Raw genomic sequence first — 18,630 nt, 5'->3', positions numbered from 1 at the left:
AAAACTCGGAACCCCGAGTGTGTTAACTGTCGTAATCAATCACGTGCCGCAGTTGCTTTTCGTATTCAAGCGCCTTGCCCGTGCCCAATGCGACGCAAGTCAGGGCTTCGTCAGCAACGCTGACTGCAAGTCCCGTTTGCTCGCGAAGCGCCAGATCGAGCTCGCCCAAAAGCGCACCACCTCCGGTCAGCATGACACCGCGGTCGACGATATCCGCTGCGAGATCCGGCGGGGTCGCTTCCAGCGCCGTCATCACCGCTTCGCAAATCTGCTGCACGGGTTCGGCAAGGGCCTCAGCCACCTGAGCCTGATTGATCTCGGTTTCTTTCGGGACGCCGTTCAACAGATCGCGCCCGCGGATTTGCATGGATTGTCCGCGACCGTCGTCCGGCATACGCGCTGTTCCGATGGATGTCTTGATGCGTTCCGCAGTCTGCTCACCGATCAGTAGGTTATGCTGACGGCGCAGATAGCTGATGATGGCTTCGTCCATACGGTCGCCACCGACGCGAACTGATCGCGCATAGACAATGTCGCCAAGCGAAAGCACGGCGACCTCGGTTGTGCCGCCGCCGATGTCGACCACCATGTTCCCGGTCGGATCGGTGATCGGCATGCCGGCACCAATCGCCGCAGCAATGGGCTCGGCGATCAGACCCGCGCGCCGCGCGCCGGCAGAAAGGACCGACTGGCGAATCGCGCGTTTCTCGACGGGTGTTGCACCATGCGGAACACAGACAATTACCTTTGGCTTGAAGAATGTCGTGCGTCTGTGAACTTTGCGGATGAAGGCCTTGATCATCGCCTCGGCGACGTCAAAATCTGCAATAACGCCTTCGCGCATTGGCCGGATTGCTTCGATCGAGCCGGGAGTCCGCCCCAGCATCAATTTCGCATCTTCTCCGACGGCCAGAACGCGCTTTTGACCATCTTTTACGTGATAGGCGACCACCGATGGCTCGTTCAGGATAATGCCCCTGCCCTTCACATAGACAAGAGTATTCGCCGTCCCGAGATCGATCGCCATGTCTGTTGAAAACAACCCACCAAAGGCCATGCTCTCTGCCCCAATCCATTCGTTGTTGGTCCACCGCAAACTGCCTGTTGGCGGACTCTCGTGTTATAGGCTCAGCGGGTATGCTCCGAAAGGGATACTTGCCCCGAACAAGCGCGATTCTGCCGCTTTTACCGCCTCTGATTAACTTCAAATCTATATCAAACCCTAAAAACCGGCACTATTGTGACCCAATAGAGAACAATTCGCGACCTGCATTTCTGCGACGCGGCGTTAGCGCGGCTCTGGGCAAGCCCGAAAGGACCGGGCATATATCGTGAATGACACGCTCAGGCGCATATTCGTTTCTGCGGCGTCCAGCTCTTCTTCGCGGGGTCGCTGGGCTTTTTCTGTTTGCACTCCTCTGTATCGCGACGCTGCCAACCGTCGAGCGCTACTTTCTCGATCGCGCGGGACTGCAGGGCGAAGCAACATTGCGTATCGCGGTCGAAGGTCTTGATGCCACGCTTGACCGTTTTGAGCCCCTTCCGAAACTGCTTGCAGAACGCCCAAGCCTGATCAATTTGCTCAACGATCCAACCAATCAGGGCCTCCTGCCCTTTGTTAATGAACAACTGCGCCTGACGGCTTTGAGTCTCGGGGTATCGGATGTTTATCTCATGGACGTCGGAGGCACGACGATTGCGGCAAGTTCCTATCGAAAGGAACGGTCTTTTGTCGGCCGTAACTTCAATTTCCGGCCCTACTTCGTACAGGCCGTGGAAGGAGGTCTCGGGCAGTATTTCGCGATGGGAACGACCAGTGGCGAGCGCGGGTATTTCTTTGCCGCCCCTGTGATCGACAACACACGGATCATTGGCGTGGTAGCGATCAAGTTCGATGTCCGTCCTTTCGAAACAGCCTGGAGCGGTGGAGCAAGCGACATCGTGGTCACTGACCTCAATGACATCGTTTTCATGTCCAATCGTGAGGAATGGCATTTCCGCACCCTGTTCCCGCTTCGTGGTGAAGTCTTCAACCTCATAGCCGAAACCCGCCAGTATCCGCTTGAACGCCTCATCCCGCTAGATGTGAAACGTTCGCGTATCAGTGACTCGTTTGATCGTCTTTCGATCAATGGCGAGGACTTTGTCTTGAGTTCTCAGACCTTGGCCGACGTCGGTTGGCGGGTCTTGCACCTCACACCTGCCGGACACGCACGAACCCAAGCCATCTTCGTCTTATCATTGGCGGCTCTCTTGATGCTGCTCACAGCTCTGAGCGCAACGGTGATCGTTCAACGCCGGAACCGCACGCGGGAGCGGATCGAAGAACAAACCCGCGCGAACGAAATTCTGGAGCAAAGGGTCATGCAGCGAACCGCGGACCTCAATACCGCCAATGCGCAATTGCAACGCGAAGTTACCGAACGTGCGGCGACGGAAAAGCGCCTGCGCACGACGCAAAAGGAACTGATCCAGGCGGGCAAACTTGCCGCGCTCGGCCAGATGTCCGCAGCACTCAGTCACGAGATCAACCAGCCCCTGACGGCCGTGAAGTCCTACGCAGATAATGCCGCGACATTTCTGGACCGAAACCGGGTAAAAGAAGCCCGCGAGAACGTGACCAGAATTTCAAAGATGGCAGACCGGATGGCGGCGCTTTCGGGGCATCTTCGCAATTTTGCCCGCCGCCCGCAGGATACGGTTCGTCCGGTCGATATTCGACTTGTGCTGGACGATGCGATTGAACTGATGGGGACGCGTATCCGCGCAGCGAAGGCCGTCGTCAACTTCGAACCGGCGGCGGAACCGGTATGGGTGAACGGCGGCCGTTTGCGACTTCAGCAAGTGTTCGTCAACCTGCTTTCGAATGCGCTTGATGCAATGGATCTCAGCGATGCGCCACAAATCGATATTCGTTTCGAAGAGGTGTCTGATACGCGTCTGAGGATCATTGTGGCAGACCGCGGCGCGGGTATCTCGGACGACTTGATCAGCCAATTGTTCGATCCGTTCTTTACCACAAAGGAACCGGGGCACGGACTTGGGCTGGGGCTTTCGATCTCATTCAATATCATCGAAGACTTCGGAGGGCGCTTGTCGGCTGCGTCACGCGAAAACGGCGGCGCCGAGTTTATCGTCGAACTTGATCGCGCAACGGCTCAGGTCGACGGGAAAGACCTGGCGGCGGAATGAGCAGTGAACGCATCCTTTTTGTCGACGATGAGGAAGACCTGCGGCGTGCGGCAAGTCAGACGCTCGATCTTGCCGATCTGTCGGTGATACCGTTTTCAGACGCAGAAGCGGCTCTTCCCGAAGTCAGCCGAAATTTCCCCGGCATCCTGATTACAGATATTCGAATGGCTGGCATGGACGGCCTGACCTTGATGCAGCGCGTACTCGAAATCGATCCGGAGTTCCCGGTGATTCTGGTGACAGGTCACGGCGACGTCGACCTGGCCGTGAAATCCATGCGGGACGGGGCTTATGACTTTCTGGAAAAGCCCTACGATCCCGTGCGGCTTGTCGAAACCGCCCGTCGCGCATTGGACAAACGCAGGCTGACCCTTGAAAACCGCGCATTGCGTAGTCGGATTGGTGGCCGTGACGCCATCGAGGCGCGACTGGCAGGACGCGCCGCCGGAATGGTCTCGATCAGGGATCAAATCCGCGCTGTTGCCGATACCAATGCCGATGTTCTGATAATTGGGGCAACAGGAACCGGGAAAGAGGTGGCCGCCCGCGCCCTTCACCGCGCCAGCGCGCGCGCCGACAACCCATTTGTTGCGATCAACTGCGCTGCCTTGCCTGCGGATTTGCTGGAAAGCGAGTTATTCGGGCATGAAGCCGGTGCCTTTCCGGGGGCTGCGCGCGCGCGATACGGAAGGTTTGAACATGCCCGCGGTGGAACCATATTTCTTGATGAGATCGACAGCCTTTCGCAACCGATGCAGGCAAAGCTGCTCCATGCGGTCCAAGACCGCGAGATCACCCGCCTTGGATCAAACGACCCGGTTTCACTCGACGTCCGGTTCATTGCAGCATCCAAACAGGACCTGGAAAAGACCGCAGCGCGCGGCGATTTCAGAAGTGACCTACTTTACCGTTTGAACGTTGTCACGATCCGCATGCCGGACCTCAGCGAGCGACGTGAGGACATTCCCCGCCTGTTTGTGCAACTGGTCGAAGAAGCGTCCGTTCGATACAAGCGCGCCGCTCCTGTTGTCCCGGGGGCCGTCCTCAACGCGCTGGTAGGCCGGGACTGGCCGGGAAACGTACGCGAACTGCGAAATGCCGCCGAGAGGTTCGCCTTGGGACTTGATCTCGATATCGGATCGAACGAGCCGGACGAAACCGCGTCTCTCGCCGCGCAACTGGCCCGGCACGAAAAAAGCCTCATCGCCGCGGCGATCACAAGTCACGGCGGAAGCCTGAAAGCGACCTATGAAGCCTTGGGGCTGTCCCGACGTGCACTTTATGAGAAGATGCAAAAACATGGACTGTCTCGCCATGATTTCATCGACGAGGACGCGGAATGACTGCCGATGGGCAGAACAACGCACATCAAGAAGAGATCTTTCGGCCAATCTCCGCACAAATCGATCGGAACAGTCATCTGTTTGCGCAAACAGGTGCGACGTCCCTCTTGCGCTTGACCTGCTGGTTCACGCACTTAATCGCGCGAGGATGCCTGGTGATCTGGCATCTTAGAGAGACCAGTCGACTGGACCGGTCATCACGGGAGGAAATCTAATGAAAAACGTCGCACTGACGGCAGTTGCCGTCGCACTTACATCCACAGTTGCAGTCGCGGACGGCCACGTCGATAGAACCGGCTGGCCGGAGAGCTTTACTGTCGGCACTGCGTCTCAGGGTGGAACATACTTTGCGTATGGTTCCGGTTGGGCCAACTTGGTTGCAGAAGAACTGGGACTTTCCGGCGGTGGCGAAGTCACTGGCGGTCCGATGCAGAACATGGCGCTGGTCCACACCGGTGACGCGCAGTTCGGCATGACTACAATGGGCCCGGCAGCAGAGTCGCTTGCTGGCACGAACCCGATTGCACCCGGCCTTCAAATGACCGGCGCATGCGCCATGTTCCCGATGTATCAGACACCGTTCTCAGTAACGGCTCTGGCCTCGTCCGGAATCACCTCGATTGCTGATATCCCTGCCGGTGCAAAGATCGGTTTCGGCCCTGCCGGTTCGACATCGGACACGTACTTCCCACGCATGATGGAAACGCTTGGCGTTGACTTCGAGCGTCGCAACGGCGGCTGGACCGACCTGGGCAGCCAGCTTCAGGACGGACTTCTGGACGTGATCGCTTTCGCGGCTGGTGTTCCGGTACCCGCAGTCAGCCAGCTTGAAGTGCAGACCGATGTGAACATCATCGAGTTCACAGAGGCCGAGCAGGCAGCAATTCTTGAAGCCTTCCCAGTAAGCGAATTCAACATCGCCGCCAGCACCTATACGACGCTGGAAGCCGATGCGCGCTCGGTCAGCATGTGGAACTTCGCGATTGCCAACTGTGACCTGCCCGAGAGCTTTGTCGAAACTGTCGTCGATGTGGTCATGTCCGATAACCCGCGGATGGTGAATGTCCACTCAGCCGCGCGCTCGACAGTGCCTGAGAACTATGACAAGAACCGCGTTCTGATGTGGCACCCCGGTGCCGCCAAGTGGTTCAAGGAAAACGCAGGCGCGAACATTCCTGATGACATGATCCACGGAATGTAAGACATAGTTTCGCCGCGCCTTTGGCGCGGCGACCAACCGGGGGCTTTGCCCCCGGACCCCCAGGATATTTCCACCAAAAAGAAGACTGACAGGATCAGGTGTTGCGTTAGAGTGGCACCAAATGGCGAAGCTATGCCGAGAGGGGCATCATGACAGATACATCCGCACACTCCGACGAACCGGTTATTGCCGAAGGCGTTGATGAAGAACCCATTGAGGGCAACCGGCGGCTGTTCGAAGGCTGGCGCTTTACATTCATTGCAGCATTGGCGGCAGCCTATGCGGCGTTCCATATGGCTGCGTTGAACGGATTGTCCATTTCGGAATGGACAGGGGTAAGTATTCCCTTCTTACCGACTTTTCCGCTTGAAACCTGGAATTTCCGCATCGTGCACGTGTCCGGTGCTCTGTTCATGGGGTTCTTGCTGTTTAGCGCGCACTTGAAGTTTGCGGACGAAGAGAGATCAGAGACACCGCTCTGGACTTACGCAGGATATGCATTGCTTGTCCCTGCCCTGATTGCCTGCTTTTCGGCGCTGAATTTCGCGTCGCGCATTTCCGCTGGCGAAATGTGGAATGGTATCGCGCCGGAGTTCCGCACGCCCGAGATCTTCTGGTTCGGCGTTCCACTCTTGATCGCGACATTCGGTGGCATATTGCTCGGGTGGGTCCACAGAACTCCTCGGGGCCGGTATTCCGTGCCTGACCTTGTTCTTGGCGTGTGCGGCATTGCTGTCGCGACCTATCTCATCACCATTTTCGGCACCTTGATGCGGAATTCGACCGGCACGCCCTTCGCTCCGATCGGCATCTCGTTGGCGGCGGTCGCCGGGACCGCGTTGATCATGGAGTTGACCAGACGCGTTGCTGGTCTGGCTTTGGTGATCATTGCTGGCGTCTTTCTGGTTTATGTCTTTGTCGGCCACTTGATGCCGGGCTTTCTGAACTCTCCGCGGATAGACTGGGCCCGCTTCTTCAGCCAGGTTTACACCGATGCCGGAATTCTTGGGCCGACCACGGCAGTTTCTTCGACCTATATCATCCTGTTCATCATCTTTGCCGCCTTCCTTCAGGCATCGAAGGTGGGCGACTATTTCGTAAACTTTGCCTTTGCGGCCGCCGGTCGGTCCCGCGGCGGACCCGCGAAAGTTGCCATTTTTGCGTCTGGCCTGATGGGGATGATAAACGGCACCTCGGCGGGCAACGTCGTCGCAACAGGGTCTCTGACCATCCCGCTGATGAAGAAGGTCGGCTACCATCGCAAGACGGCCGGCGCGGTCGAAGCCGCCGCGTCAACGGGCGGTCAGATCATGCCGCCGATCATGGGCGCGGGAGCCTTCATCATGGCCGAGGTAACCGGAATTCCGTATACCGAGATCGCCGTCGCTGCGATCATTCCGGCAGTACTGTACTTTGTGTCTGTCTACTTCATGGTCGACTTCGAAGCCGCCAAGCTGGGCATGCGAGGCATGCGCGAAGATGAACTGCCGAAGTTCAACAAGATGGTGCGCCAGGTCTATCTGTTCCTGCCGATCATCATCCTGATCTATGCCTTGTTTGCAGGCTACTCCGTCATCCGCGCCGGAACATTGGCGACGGTCGCGGCGGCGGTTGTGTCCTGGCTCACGCCGTTTCGGATGGGGCCAAGGTCCATTCTGAAAGCCTTTGAACTGGCGGGCGTTATGTCGATCCAGATCATCGCGGTATGCGCTTGTGCCGGTATCATCGTCGGCGTGATCAGCCTCACTGGTGTCGGCGCACGGTTCTCCTCGCTGCTGCTTGGAATCGCGGAAAACTCGCAGCTTCTAGCGCTGTTCTTTGCAATGTGCATTTCGATCCTGCTTGGCATGGGCATGCCGACGACCGCAGCCTATGCGGTGGCAGCATCTGTCGTGGCACCGGGACTGGTTCAACTGGGCATTCCGCTTTTGACCGCGCATTTCTTCGTCTTCTACTTTGCGGTTCTTTCGGCAATCACGCCACCGGTAGCGCTGGCCAGTTATGCTGCGGCGGGCATATCCGGCGCCAACCCGATGGAGACCAGTGTGGCCAGCTTCAAGATAGGGATCGCGGCCTTCATCGTTCCGTTCATGTTCTTCTACAACGGCGCGATCCTGATGGATGGCTCATGGGTGGAGATTATCCGCGCGGGCGTCACAGCCGTCTTCGGGGTCTACCTTTTGTCCTCGGGTGTGCAGGGATGGTTCATGGGCAACAGAACGGCGTGGTTCATCCGGGCTGCCCTTATGCTTGCGGCGCTCTGCATGATTGCAGGCGGTTTGATAACCGATCTGGTCGGGATTGGGGTGACCGTTCTGACCTATCTGGTGCAGAAGACGTTCAAGCCCGCTCCGGACGCGCAAATACGAGTCACAGGCGCGGACTGAACCGAGCCAACACCCTAGAAAGCGACGCGCGCCTGCCAATCCTGGGCGAGCGTCGCAACATCTTGCGATTTACTGAGAACGAAAGCCATGGAGGACTCGCAGTCCAGAAATAGGACCGCCTCACCACCTGCTCCGCCCGCGAATACAAGTCCACTTGGACCCGTCTCACCCTGAAACAGCAGGTCTTTCTTGCTGAAATAGCCGTCAAGAAACACAGCAGCCTGATTGCCGAGGTCAGCCAAAAGGCTCTCTGAACCGGATTGCTTCTTAACTTCCTCGCCTTCGATGAGCAGCCATGCCGAGGCCCGTGCATCCAGCGCGATCAGGAAGTCCTCAAGTGCGGCGCCCGGGTTTGTCCGTGTCTCCCCCACGGGCGCAATCTCCCACGCGCGCGTCAAAGGCTCCGTCGGAACGCCAACATCTGAGGGAAACCCGCCGCCAGCTTGACGCTGACTTGCGATTGCCCACTCTCTTCCTTTGGACAGCAGGGCAGTCAATGCATGGCGTACTTCCGCGAGCGCAGTGTCATCGACATCCGCGATCGCCTTGCCAACCAGCCTCGTCGTCGCGTCTTGAGCCGGAACAACAGTCATCAATGCCTGAAACCGCCTGTTCGCAACGGCAATCGAGAAAGAGATTTCGCCAGACGCAAAGCGAATTTCGCGCGGAAGGATTGTCTCGTCGATCTCGGTGACAACGGCCGCCAAAAGACGTTCCGGCTCGCCGCGAATGATCCGGTGTTCACCTGGTGCTTTTGCGCGCTGGCGCAGCTTTGCCAGGGTCGCTTCAAGGCGGGAGAAATCATCCATTCGGTCCCACCTTACCCTTCAGCCATAATCGAGGCTAAAGTCGCACTGCCACGCGCCACGATTTTCGCCATGTCAGCATCTGGCGAGCAAAGGCAGATCAGAGCCTCACTCTTGGCGGGCGATGCGCGAAGATAGACACGCACATCAACCGGGGTCATCGTGATCGCCGTTTGGGCCTTTTCACCACCGATCAGGCTTTGCGCACCTTCTGATATCGCGCCGTCCAGAACCGCCGCAGCCGTTTCGGTCAAAGCGTCCAGCTCCTCTTGCGCATGGCGGGTCGAGGCGCTGACACAAAGGATCATCGACGTGTTCAGATCAGCGAAGGCCGCAAGATCACAGCCTTCCACGTCTGCACGAAATTGATCCAATGCCTTGGTGACGTCCATTATCCGCCCTTCGCCGCGCTAAAGCACCCTGCGCCCATCGCCGACACCTTAATGCGCAGCAAGAGCAGCGGACGCAAGCCCCGCTGGCCTTAAAGAGCCGAAACCGACGCGTCCGACACTAGAGAGGTGGAAGCGGAGCCGGTGCTGAAGTGGGGCGACTTGTGGGGCGGCGCGCAAGAAGCTTCTTTGGCTGAACGCGAGAAGGCATCACATACTTTGCCGGTTCTTCCGGTGCGGTAGGCGCATGTGCAAGTGCGTATTCAGATTTGCGCTCCCCGATCTCCGCCAAAAGCTGGTGCAGAGCATTGGTGAAGTCTTCGGCCCCGCTCGCTGCCCACTTTTCGGCGTCACCTTCAGCCGCAAGGGCGCGGGTCAGCGATATCGGGAACAGCTCGCGAAATTGCCCGACCGTCTCGCGTCCGACGCGTTTGGCGACGCGCATTCGATCACGATCTGACAGAATCTTGTCCATCCGCGTCAAAAGCAAAAAGCTGTTGGCATAAAGCGCGGGCGGAAGCATAGACCACACGGCGGCCTCAGATTGCCGCCACGCCTGCGTTGCGTGGGTGCACCAGATCACCGCATCGGCATATGGGATAACGCGTTCCCATACATCGGCGTCCATATTCGGGTCCGAAATACCGGGCATGTCGATCAAGTCGCAATGATCGAGCAATTCTGCGTCGTGGAAAATGCGGATGAACGCCGTGTCCTCGACCGACACTTCTTCTAGTTTCTCAAGCTCAATTTCGAACTCACGCCCATCGTGGTTCACCCGATAAGGCGCACTATTGCCTTTCGAAATCCAAACTGGCGGAAGTTGGGTTGCGGTGACGTTGACCGGCAAAGCGGCTGTCTTGATCAGCAGGTTAGAAAGCGTCGATTTTCCCGCGCTGAATTCTCCCATCAAACACAGAACAGGCTTGCCGCCTTCAGCTCGCGCAGGCAGGCCCGGCGCTTCGGATTCCTCAACCAGCTCTTCAGGAGCCGCTTCTATGACGGTGAATTCCTCGGCCTCTGATGCGCTTTCGGTCACATCGTCAAAAGACGCGTGCTCATCCTCGTGTTCTTCAAGTGTATCTTCCTGTTCCACCTGCTCCGCTTGTGCGGGCTCAGCGGGACCACGGTAGAGCAGCGAAGGGTCCGCGAAATCCGACGCGAAATCATCCTGCGAACGAGAAATCCGCGAGTCATCAATCGGATCGGTAACGTCAAACGAGGGTCGCGATTCGATGCGCGTCGCGTTGTCCTCTTCAAAGGCGGATTTGCGGCTCGCATCCAGAACACGAAAAACCGAGCTTTCTACGCTGTCATGCTCTGTTGGTTCTTCAGTGCCATCCTGATGTTCGTTCTGGTCTTCCATCGTAACCCCCTCAGGCCGCAATTTCCGTCAACGTGGCCATTGTTTGCTTCAGTTGTGCACGTTTGATCGCTGTGCCTTCAGCATCGAGCAGTGCCGCAGCCCCGCCGGGTGCATTGTCCGCTTCTTCCGACAGGCGCGTGAGCAGCAAGCGTTGCTCGGCCATGAATTCCCTCAGTTCCTGCAATGATGCTTCACGAATGGACTCCGCGTGCGCGCCACTCAGGCTCTCCACAATCGGATCCGTTTCAGACTTGATCATGTCCGCGAATTCAGTCGCGAATGAGCGGAAACCCCTGCGTTTGTGCCACCAGCGCGACCACCACGTTCCCTTGAGATCAAGCGCGATCGTTTGCCCCAACAACACCGGAGACGGCACTGACGGCGGCGTGGGCGCCTCGATCCCGAAGTCCTCTTCGGCGACATCGAACAGTCTGAAATAGACACTGGCATAGGTTTCTGCCGTCTCGATCAGCAGATCTTTCGTGGTCTTCTGCGCTTTGCGCCCAAAGACCTGATAGGCGGTGCGCAGCAATATCCGCAAACCACTTGGATCATATTCCCAAACTTCGCTTTCACCGTTCTCTTCAAGGTGTTTCAGCAAGGAGCCGGTCGCCCGTTCGAGGAAGCTTCGGTGTGAACGCTCAAGCCTTTTCTGAAACTCTTGGATGGTCGTTTCAAATGCAGCGTTCATCGCTGCAATGGAATCTGCCTCGATGCGCTTCAGTTCGCTCTCAAGTTGACCTTTTTCAAGAGGCGGCAAGCCGATATCAGACTCGCGGCGCGAGACCACCTGGTGCGCGGCGTTCAGGCCATTGGCAAGGTTCATTGCGGACTTGGCGATGCGGTCCAGCATATCCTGCCCGGCGCCATCGGAAATCCGTTCGCTTAAAGCTGCATAAATGCTTGGAAGACCTGAAATGTCCCACAACAGTTCTTCGGGTGTAAGGGCATCTGGATCCGTCACACGGCCATCTTCAACTGCCCAGGCCGTCAAAGCCTCAAGCGTTTCGGCATCGATCGCATCGATATTTCCCGTCAGGGCGGCAGTCGCGCAATAGGCGGACGAGAAAATGATCTGCGCATCCTTTGGACCATCATGCTCGGAAAGCGTCTTGCGGATGCTGTTGCGGATTTGAGGGATTTGCGTCAGCGGGTCGCTCAATTCATCGCAACGGTTCACGGCGATAATGACTTCGCGCGACTTCACGTTCGCGATCAGGCGGATAAGCGCCATGTCGACCGAACTAAGCGCCTGATGCGCCGCGAGCACGACGACACAGATACGGCTCTCGCGGATTGCGCGGATCGTGATCTGCTCACGGATCATGAACGTATCGTTCACGCCGGGCGTGTCGCGAATGCAAAGCGGCATCGGCATTTCAGGACGGTGCATGAAGATCTCAGCGGACTTTGTTATATCCGCGAAACGGCCTTGCGCCTGACTTGTCTCGAAGTCGTCCTCGAAATCGTCGCCAAGACAGACGTAACGCTCGATCAGTTCGTTATCGAAATACCCATAGTCGTGCTGCTGGCCCAAAAGGAGTTCGAACTTGTCGCCGAGGCGCTCGCGCGATTTCTCACGCATCTCGATGACCTGCTCACGCACTTTCTCAAGTTCGTCTTCTGCGCCGGCACGGGCAGCGAGCTCACCAATCCGACCGCCGCGATCCAGAAGTCGACTCCATTCCTCCATATCGAAAAAACGGAAGCTCGCGCGGTTCTCGTCCTGGGACACATGCGGGTTGAGATGAAGGGACGTCACTACCGATGTCCACGGGTTCACGTCCGCCGGCAGAAGATCAGGAAAACCAACCATCGCATTTACAAGCGATGTCTTGCCGGCCTTCACCTGTCCGATCATCGTGACGGAAGGTTCGGCATGTTTCAGTTGGTGATGGAGACGGCGGGCCGTGCGGTTCGTGGACTTGTCGCCCATTTTGCCAAGAGCAACCAGCGCCTGTCGCAAATCGCGGGATTTCTGCAAGTAAGGTTCAAGCCCCTCGAACCCACGCCCGAGGAGATGCGCATTGCCTGCAGCTGGGGCGGCACCTTCTTCCATGATCCTCGTGTCAACTTTCATATCTACTACCTAAAGAACACACACACCTGTTTGGCCTTCCGGCCGTGCACAACTTCTGTTCAGGCGCCATCGTTTCGAACTGCGCTAGAATTCCCGGCCAATCTGGCCTTTTTGTGACGGATTTTCGGTCAATGTCGTGTGTTCAACCTTCCTAAGCTGCCAATTTCATTTCCATTTCGCGGCGAAGCTGCAGCAACAGCGTTGCCGCGTCCGCCGCCGACGCATCGCCACTTTCGACCTGCATTAAGACCATAAGGTCAGAGGCTTCCGTAAGATCATCCAGAAAGGCATCGACCACTGCGCAGCCGGAATCGTCGTCGCTGAACAGGTCCACCAGATGCTCGACCGCGTCCACGCATTGAGTGACAATGCCATCGGCCTTGCTCCGGCCCAGTTTCGTCGCGGACTGCAATAGAGCATCACCGCGTCGCCGAAGAAACTGAGCAGAATCTAAGAAAATTGCCTCATTTTCAACGATTTCGCTTTCGAATCCGCGCTCATTTCCACGGTGCGCGGGCTCTACCACCGCTTTTGGCTCAGGCGCTGGCTTCGAAGCCTTGCCTTTGGATTCGGGCGCTTCAGATGCCGGTTTCGTCTTTGAAGGTGACTTGATCTGATACCGCGCAAGGAAAAGATGCGCGCTGTCTACGTCAGCCCGACGACCGCGCTCGGCGTGACGCAGGATTTCCGCGCTCAACGCGCCTCCACCCGACGCATGGTAAATCGCTTCGTCGATCGCACCGTTTGCACCATGTGCCTTAATCGCCTGCAAAGTTGCCACCGCGAACAGCGAATGGAACTCCTCCGAGACGATGGTTTCAAGATCGGCGATTCGCGAGGTCAGCGCACTTTTCGCGGATAACTCATCCGCTTTCGACAACACCAGGAAGGCGTGGTCCTTGAGACTGTCGGGCACGCGCGCCCAGAGCTTTGCTTCGGCTGGCCCAAACGTTTGCGTGCACCAAAGAGCAATATCCGTCCGCCGCACGGCCCAGTCGATTGCAGATTGGAATTCGCTCGAGGAACCGTCAGTGACCACCTCCAGCAAGCTGATCCGCTGCAAGAGCGGAATGGGCATTTCGATGCGCATGAAGGCCGGCGAAACAGCCCGCGCCTTGTCAAAATCCAGTCCCTCGACCACCTGCCGGCTGCCGTTTGCCCCCGTGACCACAATGCGCGCAACGGCGCCGTAGGTCAGTTCTGTGGTCGGAAGCTTACTGTCTTTCGGAAGCAGCCGTTGGCCGATGAACATATTCAGTATTTCGGACTTGCCCGCGCCCGGAAGTCCGAGAACCGAGACGCGCACTGGCGACGACAATCGCTTCAGCAGAAGCGAAGCGTGTTCACGTGCGGCTTTTGGCAAGGCTTCGGCGGCCAGCGCAAACTGAAGCCGCTCGATGACATCTTCGTCGGCTGCCGTATCTTTCATGCGCCACTATCCGAGGCAAGCCAACGACGCCGCAGAAAGATCGGCCCACCTTCACGGGTCGCCTTTTGGCTGGTTTGCGCTTTTGGCGCAGGCTCTTTGCTGTCCCGGTTTGCGGAAACCGGCTCTTCGGAAGGCACCGGCTTCGGCTTGATGGGACGCGTCGTTACCTGCCGGCGCTTGGTCGCGCGGTTCTCAAACTCCGGCGTGAAAATATTGGCGTTCTCTTCTGGTTGCTGCTTGAAGCGCACCTTGATCACAGAAAAGCAAATGTTGTCCTGCTCAGGATCACCCAGCGTTGCCAGCTCATTCATCAAACGATCGGCAATGCGCATCGCGGGCTGGTCGTCACTGTCACGCAGGACGTTTCTGATCTTGCTGTTGGACAGGAACTGCAGGCCGTCACTTGCGACCACCAGAATGTCACCGTTGCGCAGTTGGAAAGGCACCTCGGGGCAATCAATGCGTTCGATGGTTTCGCCGATCAGCACCGAGGTCAAAGCATTGCGATCCGGGTGATTACGGCCAACATCCTCGGACATCATGCCGGATCTCACCATGTAGTCGATATGCGGACCCAGCGAATGATCTTCGTTCAACTGGCGCAATTGGCCACCGCGATAAAGATAGAGTGGGCTGTCGCCGATCGAGATCCAGAACAACTTGTCACGCAGGAACACCGGCGCCACGAGAGTCGCGCCCATTCCGGCAGTGTCGGGATTGTTCGACGTATGGGCGGCCATGCAGGCATTTGCGGAAACCGCCGCGCCCTTCAGGACTTCGCAGACATTCTCGACAAAAGATTTGGTATCGGACGACTGGAATTTCAGTTCGCTGAACATTTCGGTTACGACGATTTTCGACGCAACATCCCCGGCAGCATGTCCGCCCATACCGTCCGACAGGACGGCATAGCCGAACTCCGCGCCGCGCGGGAAGTCCGTCGCAATTGCATCTTCCTGGTAGTCGCGACGACCGCGATTGAGGACGGATGCAACGTCAAACCTTATGTCAGGCGACTTCGTCATTACTCGGCCGCGGTCCCTTCGCCTTCGGAAGACGCCCAGGTGAAGTCCTCACCACAGAGCGCCACAAATTTCAGTGTAGTTTCGCCAATTCGAACCAGATCGCCGTTCGCAAGCTCTTCCGTCGACAAGACCGGCTTGCCGTTCAGGCGCACAAGGTTCGATTTACCGCCGTGCCCGAGGAAAAACCTGCCCTGCTCGTCATCGAAAGCGACGGCTGCGTGGTTGTTGCGAGAAATCGAGGTATCGCCAAAATCAAGGCGGACAGCCTGATCTTCGCCCCGTCCAATCTGACTAACGCCAGAGAACATTGTGAAGCACGATCCTCGCCCTGGGCCATTGATGACAATGATCCACCCCACAGGAAACTCGGACTTGTTCGATTCACCTGCCGTCTTGGCGCTTTCAAATACATCTTCCGGTGCATCTTCCTGCGCCTGAAAACCAAGCAGACGTGTCTTGACCCGACCCACACTTCGCCCGGCGCGACCCGAAACCGCCGCACCGACATTCACATATCCATCCGCTTTGCTGACAGGCTCGACCTCGGCCGCTGCTTCGGAAACGCCTGACATCTCAACGATCTGCCGGCGAACGAATTCGTCATCAGCAGAGTCTTCGTCATCTTCTTCGGCATTTGCGGACGCAACAACTTCAGAAACAACGCTGCTTGCGACAGGACCATCTGAATCCAGATCTTCATCCATATCGAACCCGTCGTCGGCCTCGTCGCTGTCGTCGCCAAAGCCGTCGCTCTTTATCGCGGCGCCCTGTTTCGCAAAGACATCAGGTTCCGGCTCATCAGAAAATGCAGAGCGATCAATGCCTTCGTCGTCATCCGAAGCAAAACGGCTGCCCCAGCCCGACGTCTCATCGTCGTCCTCATCGTCGGTGTCATCGGCGAAAGCAGAACCCGCAAAGGCGGACGGCTCACGGTCAAAATCCGCGTCGTCCGCAAAATCGTCCGCGCTGAGATCGTCGGGCGCATGCGCCATCAGATCGTCGTGCTCTTCATCCGAAACAGTATCCATCGCGTTGCTTTCGAGCATCTCATCTTCGCTCGCGGCAAACAAAGCGGCGTCATCGTCACTTGTGCCCTGATCCCAAGACGCCGGTTCACTTCGTGGGCGACTTACAGGACGGCTGATCGGACGGCTCGATGTGCGGGGCCGAACGACCTTCGCCAGATCATCGCGGTATGGGCTTTGCTCGTCCGGGTCCGCAGTCGGGTCCCGCTCGGCAACATGCTTGAGCACACGATCCGCTTTGGTCGCCTGCGCGGCGGCCTTGAGGTGCGCCATTGCAGACCGCCGGCGGCTACCTTCGCTGTCAACGAACTTCGAGTTCGTCTCGCGAAGCAGCCGGTCTTCGGCGCCGTCGACCTGGCTACCAAGTTGGCTGCGCGCAATCGCCTTGCGACCGAAATCCGCATCGTCAGACCAGCGGCTTGCAGGGAACTCGGTGTGCCTAGCGTCACCCTTATCTTCATGTTCATCGTCCGGCGAAACGTGGCTCACCGAGCTCACGGCACCGCGAATTTCACTCACAAGATGGGTCTTGTCTTCGCCATTGGCATCAAAGCCATCGTCGTCGCCCCAATCGTCGTCGTCATCGTCCCAATCATCCTGGTCGTCCCAGGCCGCAGCGCCCCAACCAGCGCCATCGACTTCTTCAGGCTCTTCTTCGCGCTCGTACGTCGGCTTCGAGCGATCTGCAAACAGCGGATCATCAAAGTCGGACGTCCGTCGGCTGGAATTCACGCGACCGGTATCGTCTGCCAGCGGCTCGCTGCGGCGACGCAATGGCTCAACGTCCATCTCCAGATCAATCTTGCCCACCGCTTCTTCCGGGTCGGGCTTTCTCGACATGATATTCTTGAACAATTTCATGATTCTGCCTCTCTAGAGATAATCCGAAGGACCGTTGCCGCGGAATGTCCCGCGCAGTAATCCGAATGGGAGCAAACGGCTCAGGATCGATCTCTTGCGTTTTCGACCAGCCTCATCGTGATTGCCGCCCATCTGGGACCGGCGCATCGCGTTTTCTGCATTTCGGCTTTGCTCTTCCAGGAACACCTGATCATCAAGCATTGCCAGTTCATCCAGCGTCTTCTTTCGCTGTCGCATCTGTTCCTCAGCCAGCTTCTGCAACCGCTGAGCTTCTTTTTTCTCGGCCTTCGACTTGGCCTCGTGTTCTTTAATGTCTTCTTCAACCGCCCTGTTCGTTTCTTGAACAAGACGCGAGATTGACAGCTCGATCTGGCGATCAAGTTCGGCCTGCTGCAACGCGGCGGACCGGCGACGCTCGGTATCGACAAGTTCCATCCAGTCGCGGGCCGTCTGGATGCGATCCGGTGGGAAAACACTCAGCGCCTTGTCGACCGCATGAAGGAACGCGTCCTCGAACTGCGGGAACTTGCCTGTCACAGGTTTGTAAGGATCAGGCCGGTCACCCGCGATTGCCGAAACGCGCGCCTGCGCATCCGGCGGCGCCATGCCCGTCAGAACATGGTAGAACGTGGCACCCAGCGAATAGAGGTCCGACGAAGCATCTTGTGTCGAACCCGCGATATAAAATTCATGCGGGCTGTAGCCATCCTTGACCACATGCAAAGCTGATAGCGCGCGGCTGGCGCGCGTGGCTTCTTCCTTGGCCGCACCAAAGTCGATCAGAACAGGGTTGCCCTTGCCATCGATCAGAATGTTGTCAGGCGAAATATCGCGGTGAAGAACATCGTTGGTGTGGATATAGTGAACCGCCTCGAGACACTTAAGAAGGATGTCTTTCACGTCCCGAGGGTGTAGTTTCATCCGCGGGTCTTCAATCGTGTCGAGCAGATCACGACCGCGAACGAAATCAAGCGCCATGTAGGCGGTCTGATTGTCCTCGAAAACCTGGTGGATGCCTACGATGTGCGGGTGGTTCAGTTTCGACAAACGGCGTGCTTCGGCACCGAAGTGCTTCACCACCGCGTCGAATTCCGCCTGATGCTGGCGCGAGCGCGCCATGACGCTGCCGTTGTTGCGGCAACACATCGAAGACGGGAAACATTCCTTGATAACAACAATCCGATCCAGACTGTCGCGGGCGAGATAGGTCATGCCGAAACCGCCAGCATTCAGGAACTTTTCAATCCTGAACTGGCCGTGCAGCAACTCCGTGCCGGGCTTTAACGCATCCGCGAAGCTCTCAGAGAGCCCTGGATCGTAATTTTGTTGCCCTGCGTTCATCTCTCACCCAAGTTTTTGTCGCTCTCTTCGTCAGGCGATCTTTCCTGGCGCCAGGGCACTGCCCAATATGCCAAAATATCGCCACCTGATTGCTGCGACCTGATCAGAGCTATCGGCAGATTTGGCCCATAATGTGGCGCGGACGGGTCATTACGTATCCAATCCTGCGGCATTTTTAGAATTGT

At 57.5% G+C, this 18,630-nt stretch carries 13 protein-coding genes; 4 read left to right on the top strand and 9 right to left on the bottom strand.

What is annotated here, in order from left to right; all coding sequences use genetic code 11:
* Positions 1–22: 22 nt before the first annotated feature.
* Positions 23–1,057 (bottom strand): rod shape-determining protein, encoded by a 1,035-nt coding sequence (locus BOA8489_RS07105; RefSeq protein WP_093973307.1) that lies wholly within the window; start codon positions 1,055–1,057, stop codon positions 23–25.
* Positions 1,058–1,335: 278 nt separating this feature from the next.
* Here BOA8489_RS07105 and BOA8489_RS07100 point away from each other — a divergent pair, with 278 nt between their 5' ends.
* From BOA8489_RS07100 to BOA8489_RS07080, 4 genes are all read left to right on the top strand, one after another.
* Positions 1,336–3,192 (top strand): sensor histidine kinase, encoded by a 1,857-nt coding sequence (locus BOA8489_RS07100; RefSeq protein WP_093973306.1) that lies wholly within the window; start codon positions 1,336–1,338, stop codon positions 3,190–3,192.
* On the top strand, positions 3,189–4,535 hold the full coding sequence (locus tag BOA8489_RS07095) for a sigma-54-dependent transcriptional regulator (protein WP_093973305.1): 1,347 nt from the start codon (positions 3,189–3,191) through the stop codon (positions 4,533–4,535). Before BOA8489_RS07100 ends, BOA8489_RS07095 begins: the two co-directional genes overlap by 4 nt.
* Positions 4,536–4,749: 214 nt before the next feature.
* On the top strand, positions 4,750–5,736 hold the full coding sequence (locus BOA8489_RS07085) for a TAXI family TRAP transporter solute-binding subunit (protein WP_093973303.1): 987 nt from the start codon (positions 4,750–4,752) through the stop codon (positions 5,734–5,736).
* 149 nt (positions 5,737–5,885) lie between these two features.
* Positions 5,886–8,123 (top strand): TRAP transporter permease, encoded by a 2,238-nt coding sequence (locus tag BOA8489_RS07080; protein ID WP_093973302.1) that lies wholly within the window; start codon positions 5,886–5,888, stop codon positions 8,121–8,123.
* Positions 8,124–8,137: 14 nt separating this feature from the next.
* Here the strand turns inward: BOA8489_RS07080 and BOA8489_RS07075 are convergent, their stop codons facing one another.
* The 8 genes from BOA8489_RS07075 to BOA8489_RS07040 form a co-directional block, all read right to left on the bottom strand.
* Positions 8,138–8,932, bottom strand: a complete 795-nt coding sequence (locus BOA8489_RS07075; protein WP_093973301.1) for a hypothetical protein — start codon at positions 8,930–8,932, stop codon at positions 8,138–8,140.
* A gap of 11 nt (positions 8,933–8,943) precedes the next feature.
* Positions 8,944–9,321 (bottom strand): hypothetical protein, encoded by a 378-nt coding sequence (locus BOA8489_RS07070; RefSeq protein ID WP_093973300.1) that lies wholly within the window; start codon positions 9,319–9,321, stop codon positions 8,944–8,946.
* A gap of 118 nt (positions 9,322–9,439) precedes the next feature.
* Positions 9,440–10,684 (bottom strand): dynamin family protein, encoded by a 1,245-nt coding sequence (locus BOA8489_RS20720; protein WP_245813703.1) that lies wholly within the window; start codon positions 10,682–10,684, stop codon positions 9,440–9,442.
* Positions 10,685–10,694: 10 nt separating this feature from the next.
* Entirely contained in the window at positions 10,695–12,764 is a 2,070-nt protein-coding gene (locus tag BOA8489_RS07060) for a dynamin family protein (protein WP_093973299.1), read from the bottom strand.
* A gap of 151 nt (positions 12,765–12,915) precedes the next feature.
* Positions 12,916–14,193, bottom strand: a complete 1,278-nt coding sequence (locus BOA8489_RS07055; protein ID WP_093973298.1) for a hypothetical protein — start codon at positions 14,191–14,193, stop codon at positions 12,916–12,918.
* Positions 14,190–15,218, bottom strand: coding sequence for a PP2C family protein-serine/threonine phosphatase (locus BOA8489_RS07050; RefSeq protein ID WP_093973297.1), 1,029 nt, complete (start codon positions 15,216–15,218; stop codon positions 14,190–14,192). Before BOA8489_RS07050 ends, BOA8489_RS07055 begins: the two co-directional genes overlap by 4 nt.
* Entirely contained in the window at positions 15,218–17,104 is a 1,887-nt protein-coding gene (locus BOA8489_RS07045) for an FHA domain-containing protein (RefSeq protein ID WP_093973296.1), read from the bottom strand. The genes BOA8489_RS07050 and BOA8489_RS07045 overlap by 1 nt, the downstream gene beginning before the upstream one ends.
* Before the next feature lie 12 nt (positions 17,105–17,116).
* A complete protein-coding gene (locus BOA8489_RS07040) occupies positions 17,117–18,445 on the bottom strand; it encodes a serine/threonine protein kinase (RefSeq protein ID WP_093973295.1) in 1,329 nt (442 codons plus the stop codon).
* Between the last annotated feature and the right edge of the window lie 185 nt (positions 18,446–18,630).

The sequence above is a fragment of the Boseongicola aestuarii genome (assembly GCF_900184815.1).
GTDB lineage: Bacteria > Pseudomonadota > Alphaproteobacteria > Rhodobacterales > Rhodobacteraceae > Boseongicola > Boseongicola aestuarii.
The sequence above is the reverse complement of the archived record's forward strand: the minus strand, read 5'-3'. Positions and strand labels throughout refer to the sequence as shown.

Bases quoted from the DNA above. Each gene is read 5' to 3' on its own strand.
- BOA8489_RS07105 (WP_093973307.1), bottom strand. From the start codon at position 1,057: ATGGCCTTTGGTGGGTTGTTTTCAACAGACATGGCGATCGATCTCGGG.
- BOA8489_RS07100 (WP_093973306.1), top strand. From the start codon at position 1,336: ATGACACGCTCAGGCGCATATTCGTTTCTGCGGCGTCCAGCTCTTCTT.
- BOA8489_RS07095 (WP_093973305.1), top strand. From the start codon at position 3,189: ATGAGCAGTGAACGCATCCTTTTTGTCGACGATGAGGAAGACCTGCGG.
- BOA8489_RS07085 (WP_093973303.1), top strand. From the start codon at position 4,750: ATGAAAAACGTCGCACTGACGGCAGTTGCCGTCGCACTTACATCCACA.
- BOA8489_RS07080 (WP_093973302.1), top strand. From the start codon at position 5,886: ATGACAGATACATCCGCACACTCCGACGAACCGGTTATTGCCGAAGGC.
- BOA8489_RS07075 (WP_093973301.1), bottom strand. From the start codon at position 8,932: ATGGATGATTTCTCCCGCCTTGAAGCGACCCTGGCAAAGCTGCGCCAG.
- BOA8489_RS07070 (WP_093973300.1), bottom strand. From the start codon at position 9,321: ATGGACGTCACCAAGGCATTGGATCAATTTCGTGCAGACGTGGAAGGC.
- BOA8489_RS20720 (WP_245813703.1), bottom strand. From the start codon at position 10,684: ATGGAAGACCAGAACGAACATCAGGATGGCACTGAAGAACCAACAGAG.
- BOA8489_RS07060 (WP_093973299.1), bottom strand. From the start codon at position 12,764: ATGAAAGTTGACACGAGGATCATGGAAGAAGGTGCCGCCCCAGCTGCA.
- BOA8489_RS07055 (WP_093973298.1), bottom strand. From the start codon at position 14,193: ATGAAAGATACGGCAGCCGACGAAGATGTCATCGAGCGGCTTCAGTTT.
- BOA8489_RS07050 (WP_093973297.1), bottom strand. From the start codon at position 15,218: ATGACGAAGTCGCCTGACATAAGGTTTGACGTTGCATCCGTCCTCAAT.
- BOA8489_RS07045 (WP_093973296.1), bottom strand. From the start codon at position 17,104: ATGAAATTGTTCAAGAATATCATGTCGAGAAAGCCCGACCCGGAAGAA.
- BOA8489_RS07040 (WP_093973295.1), bottom strand. From the start codon at position 18,445: ATGAACGCAGGGCAACAAAATTACGATCCAGGGCTCTCTGAGAGCTTC.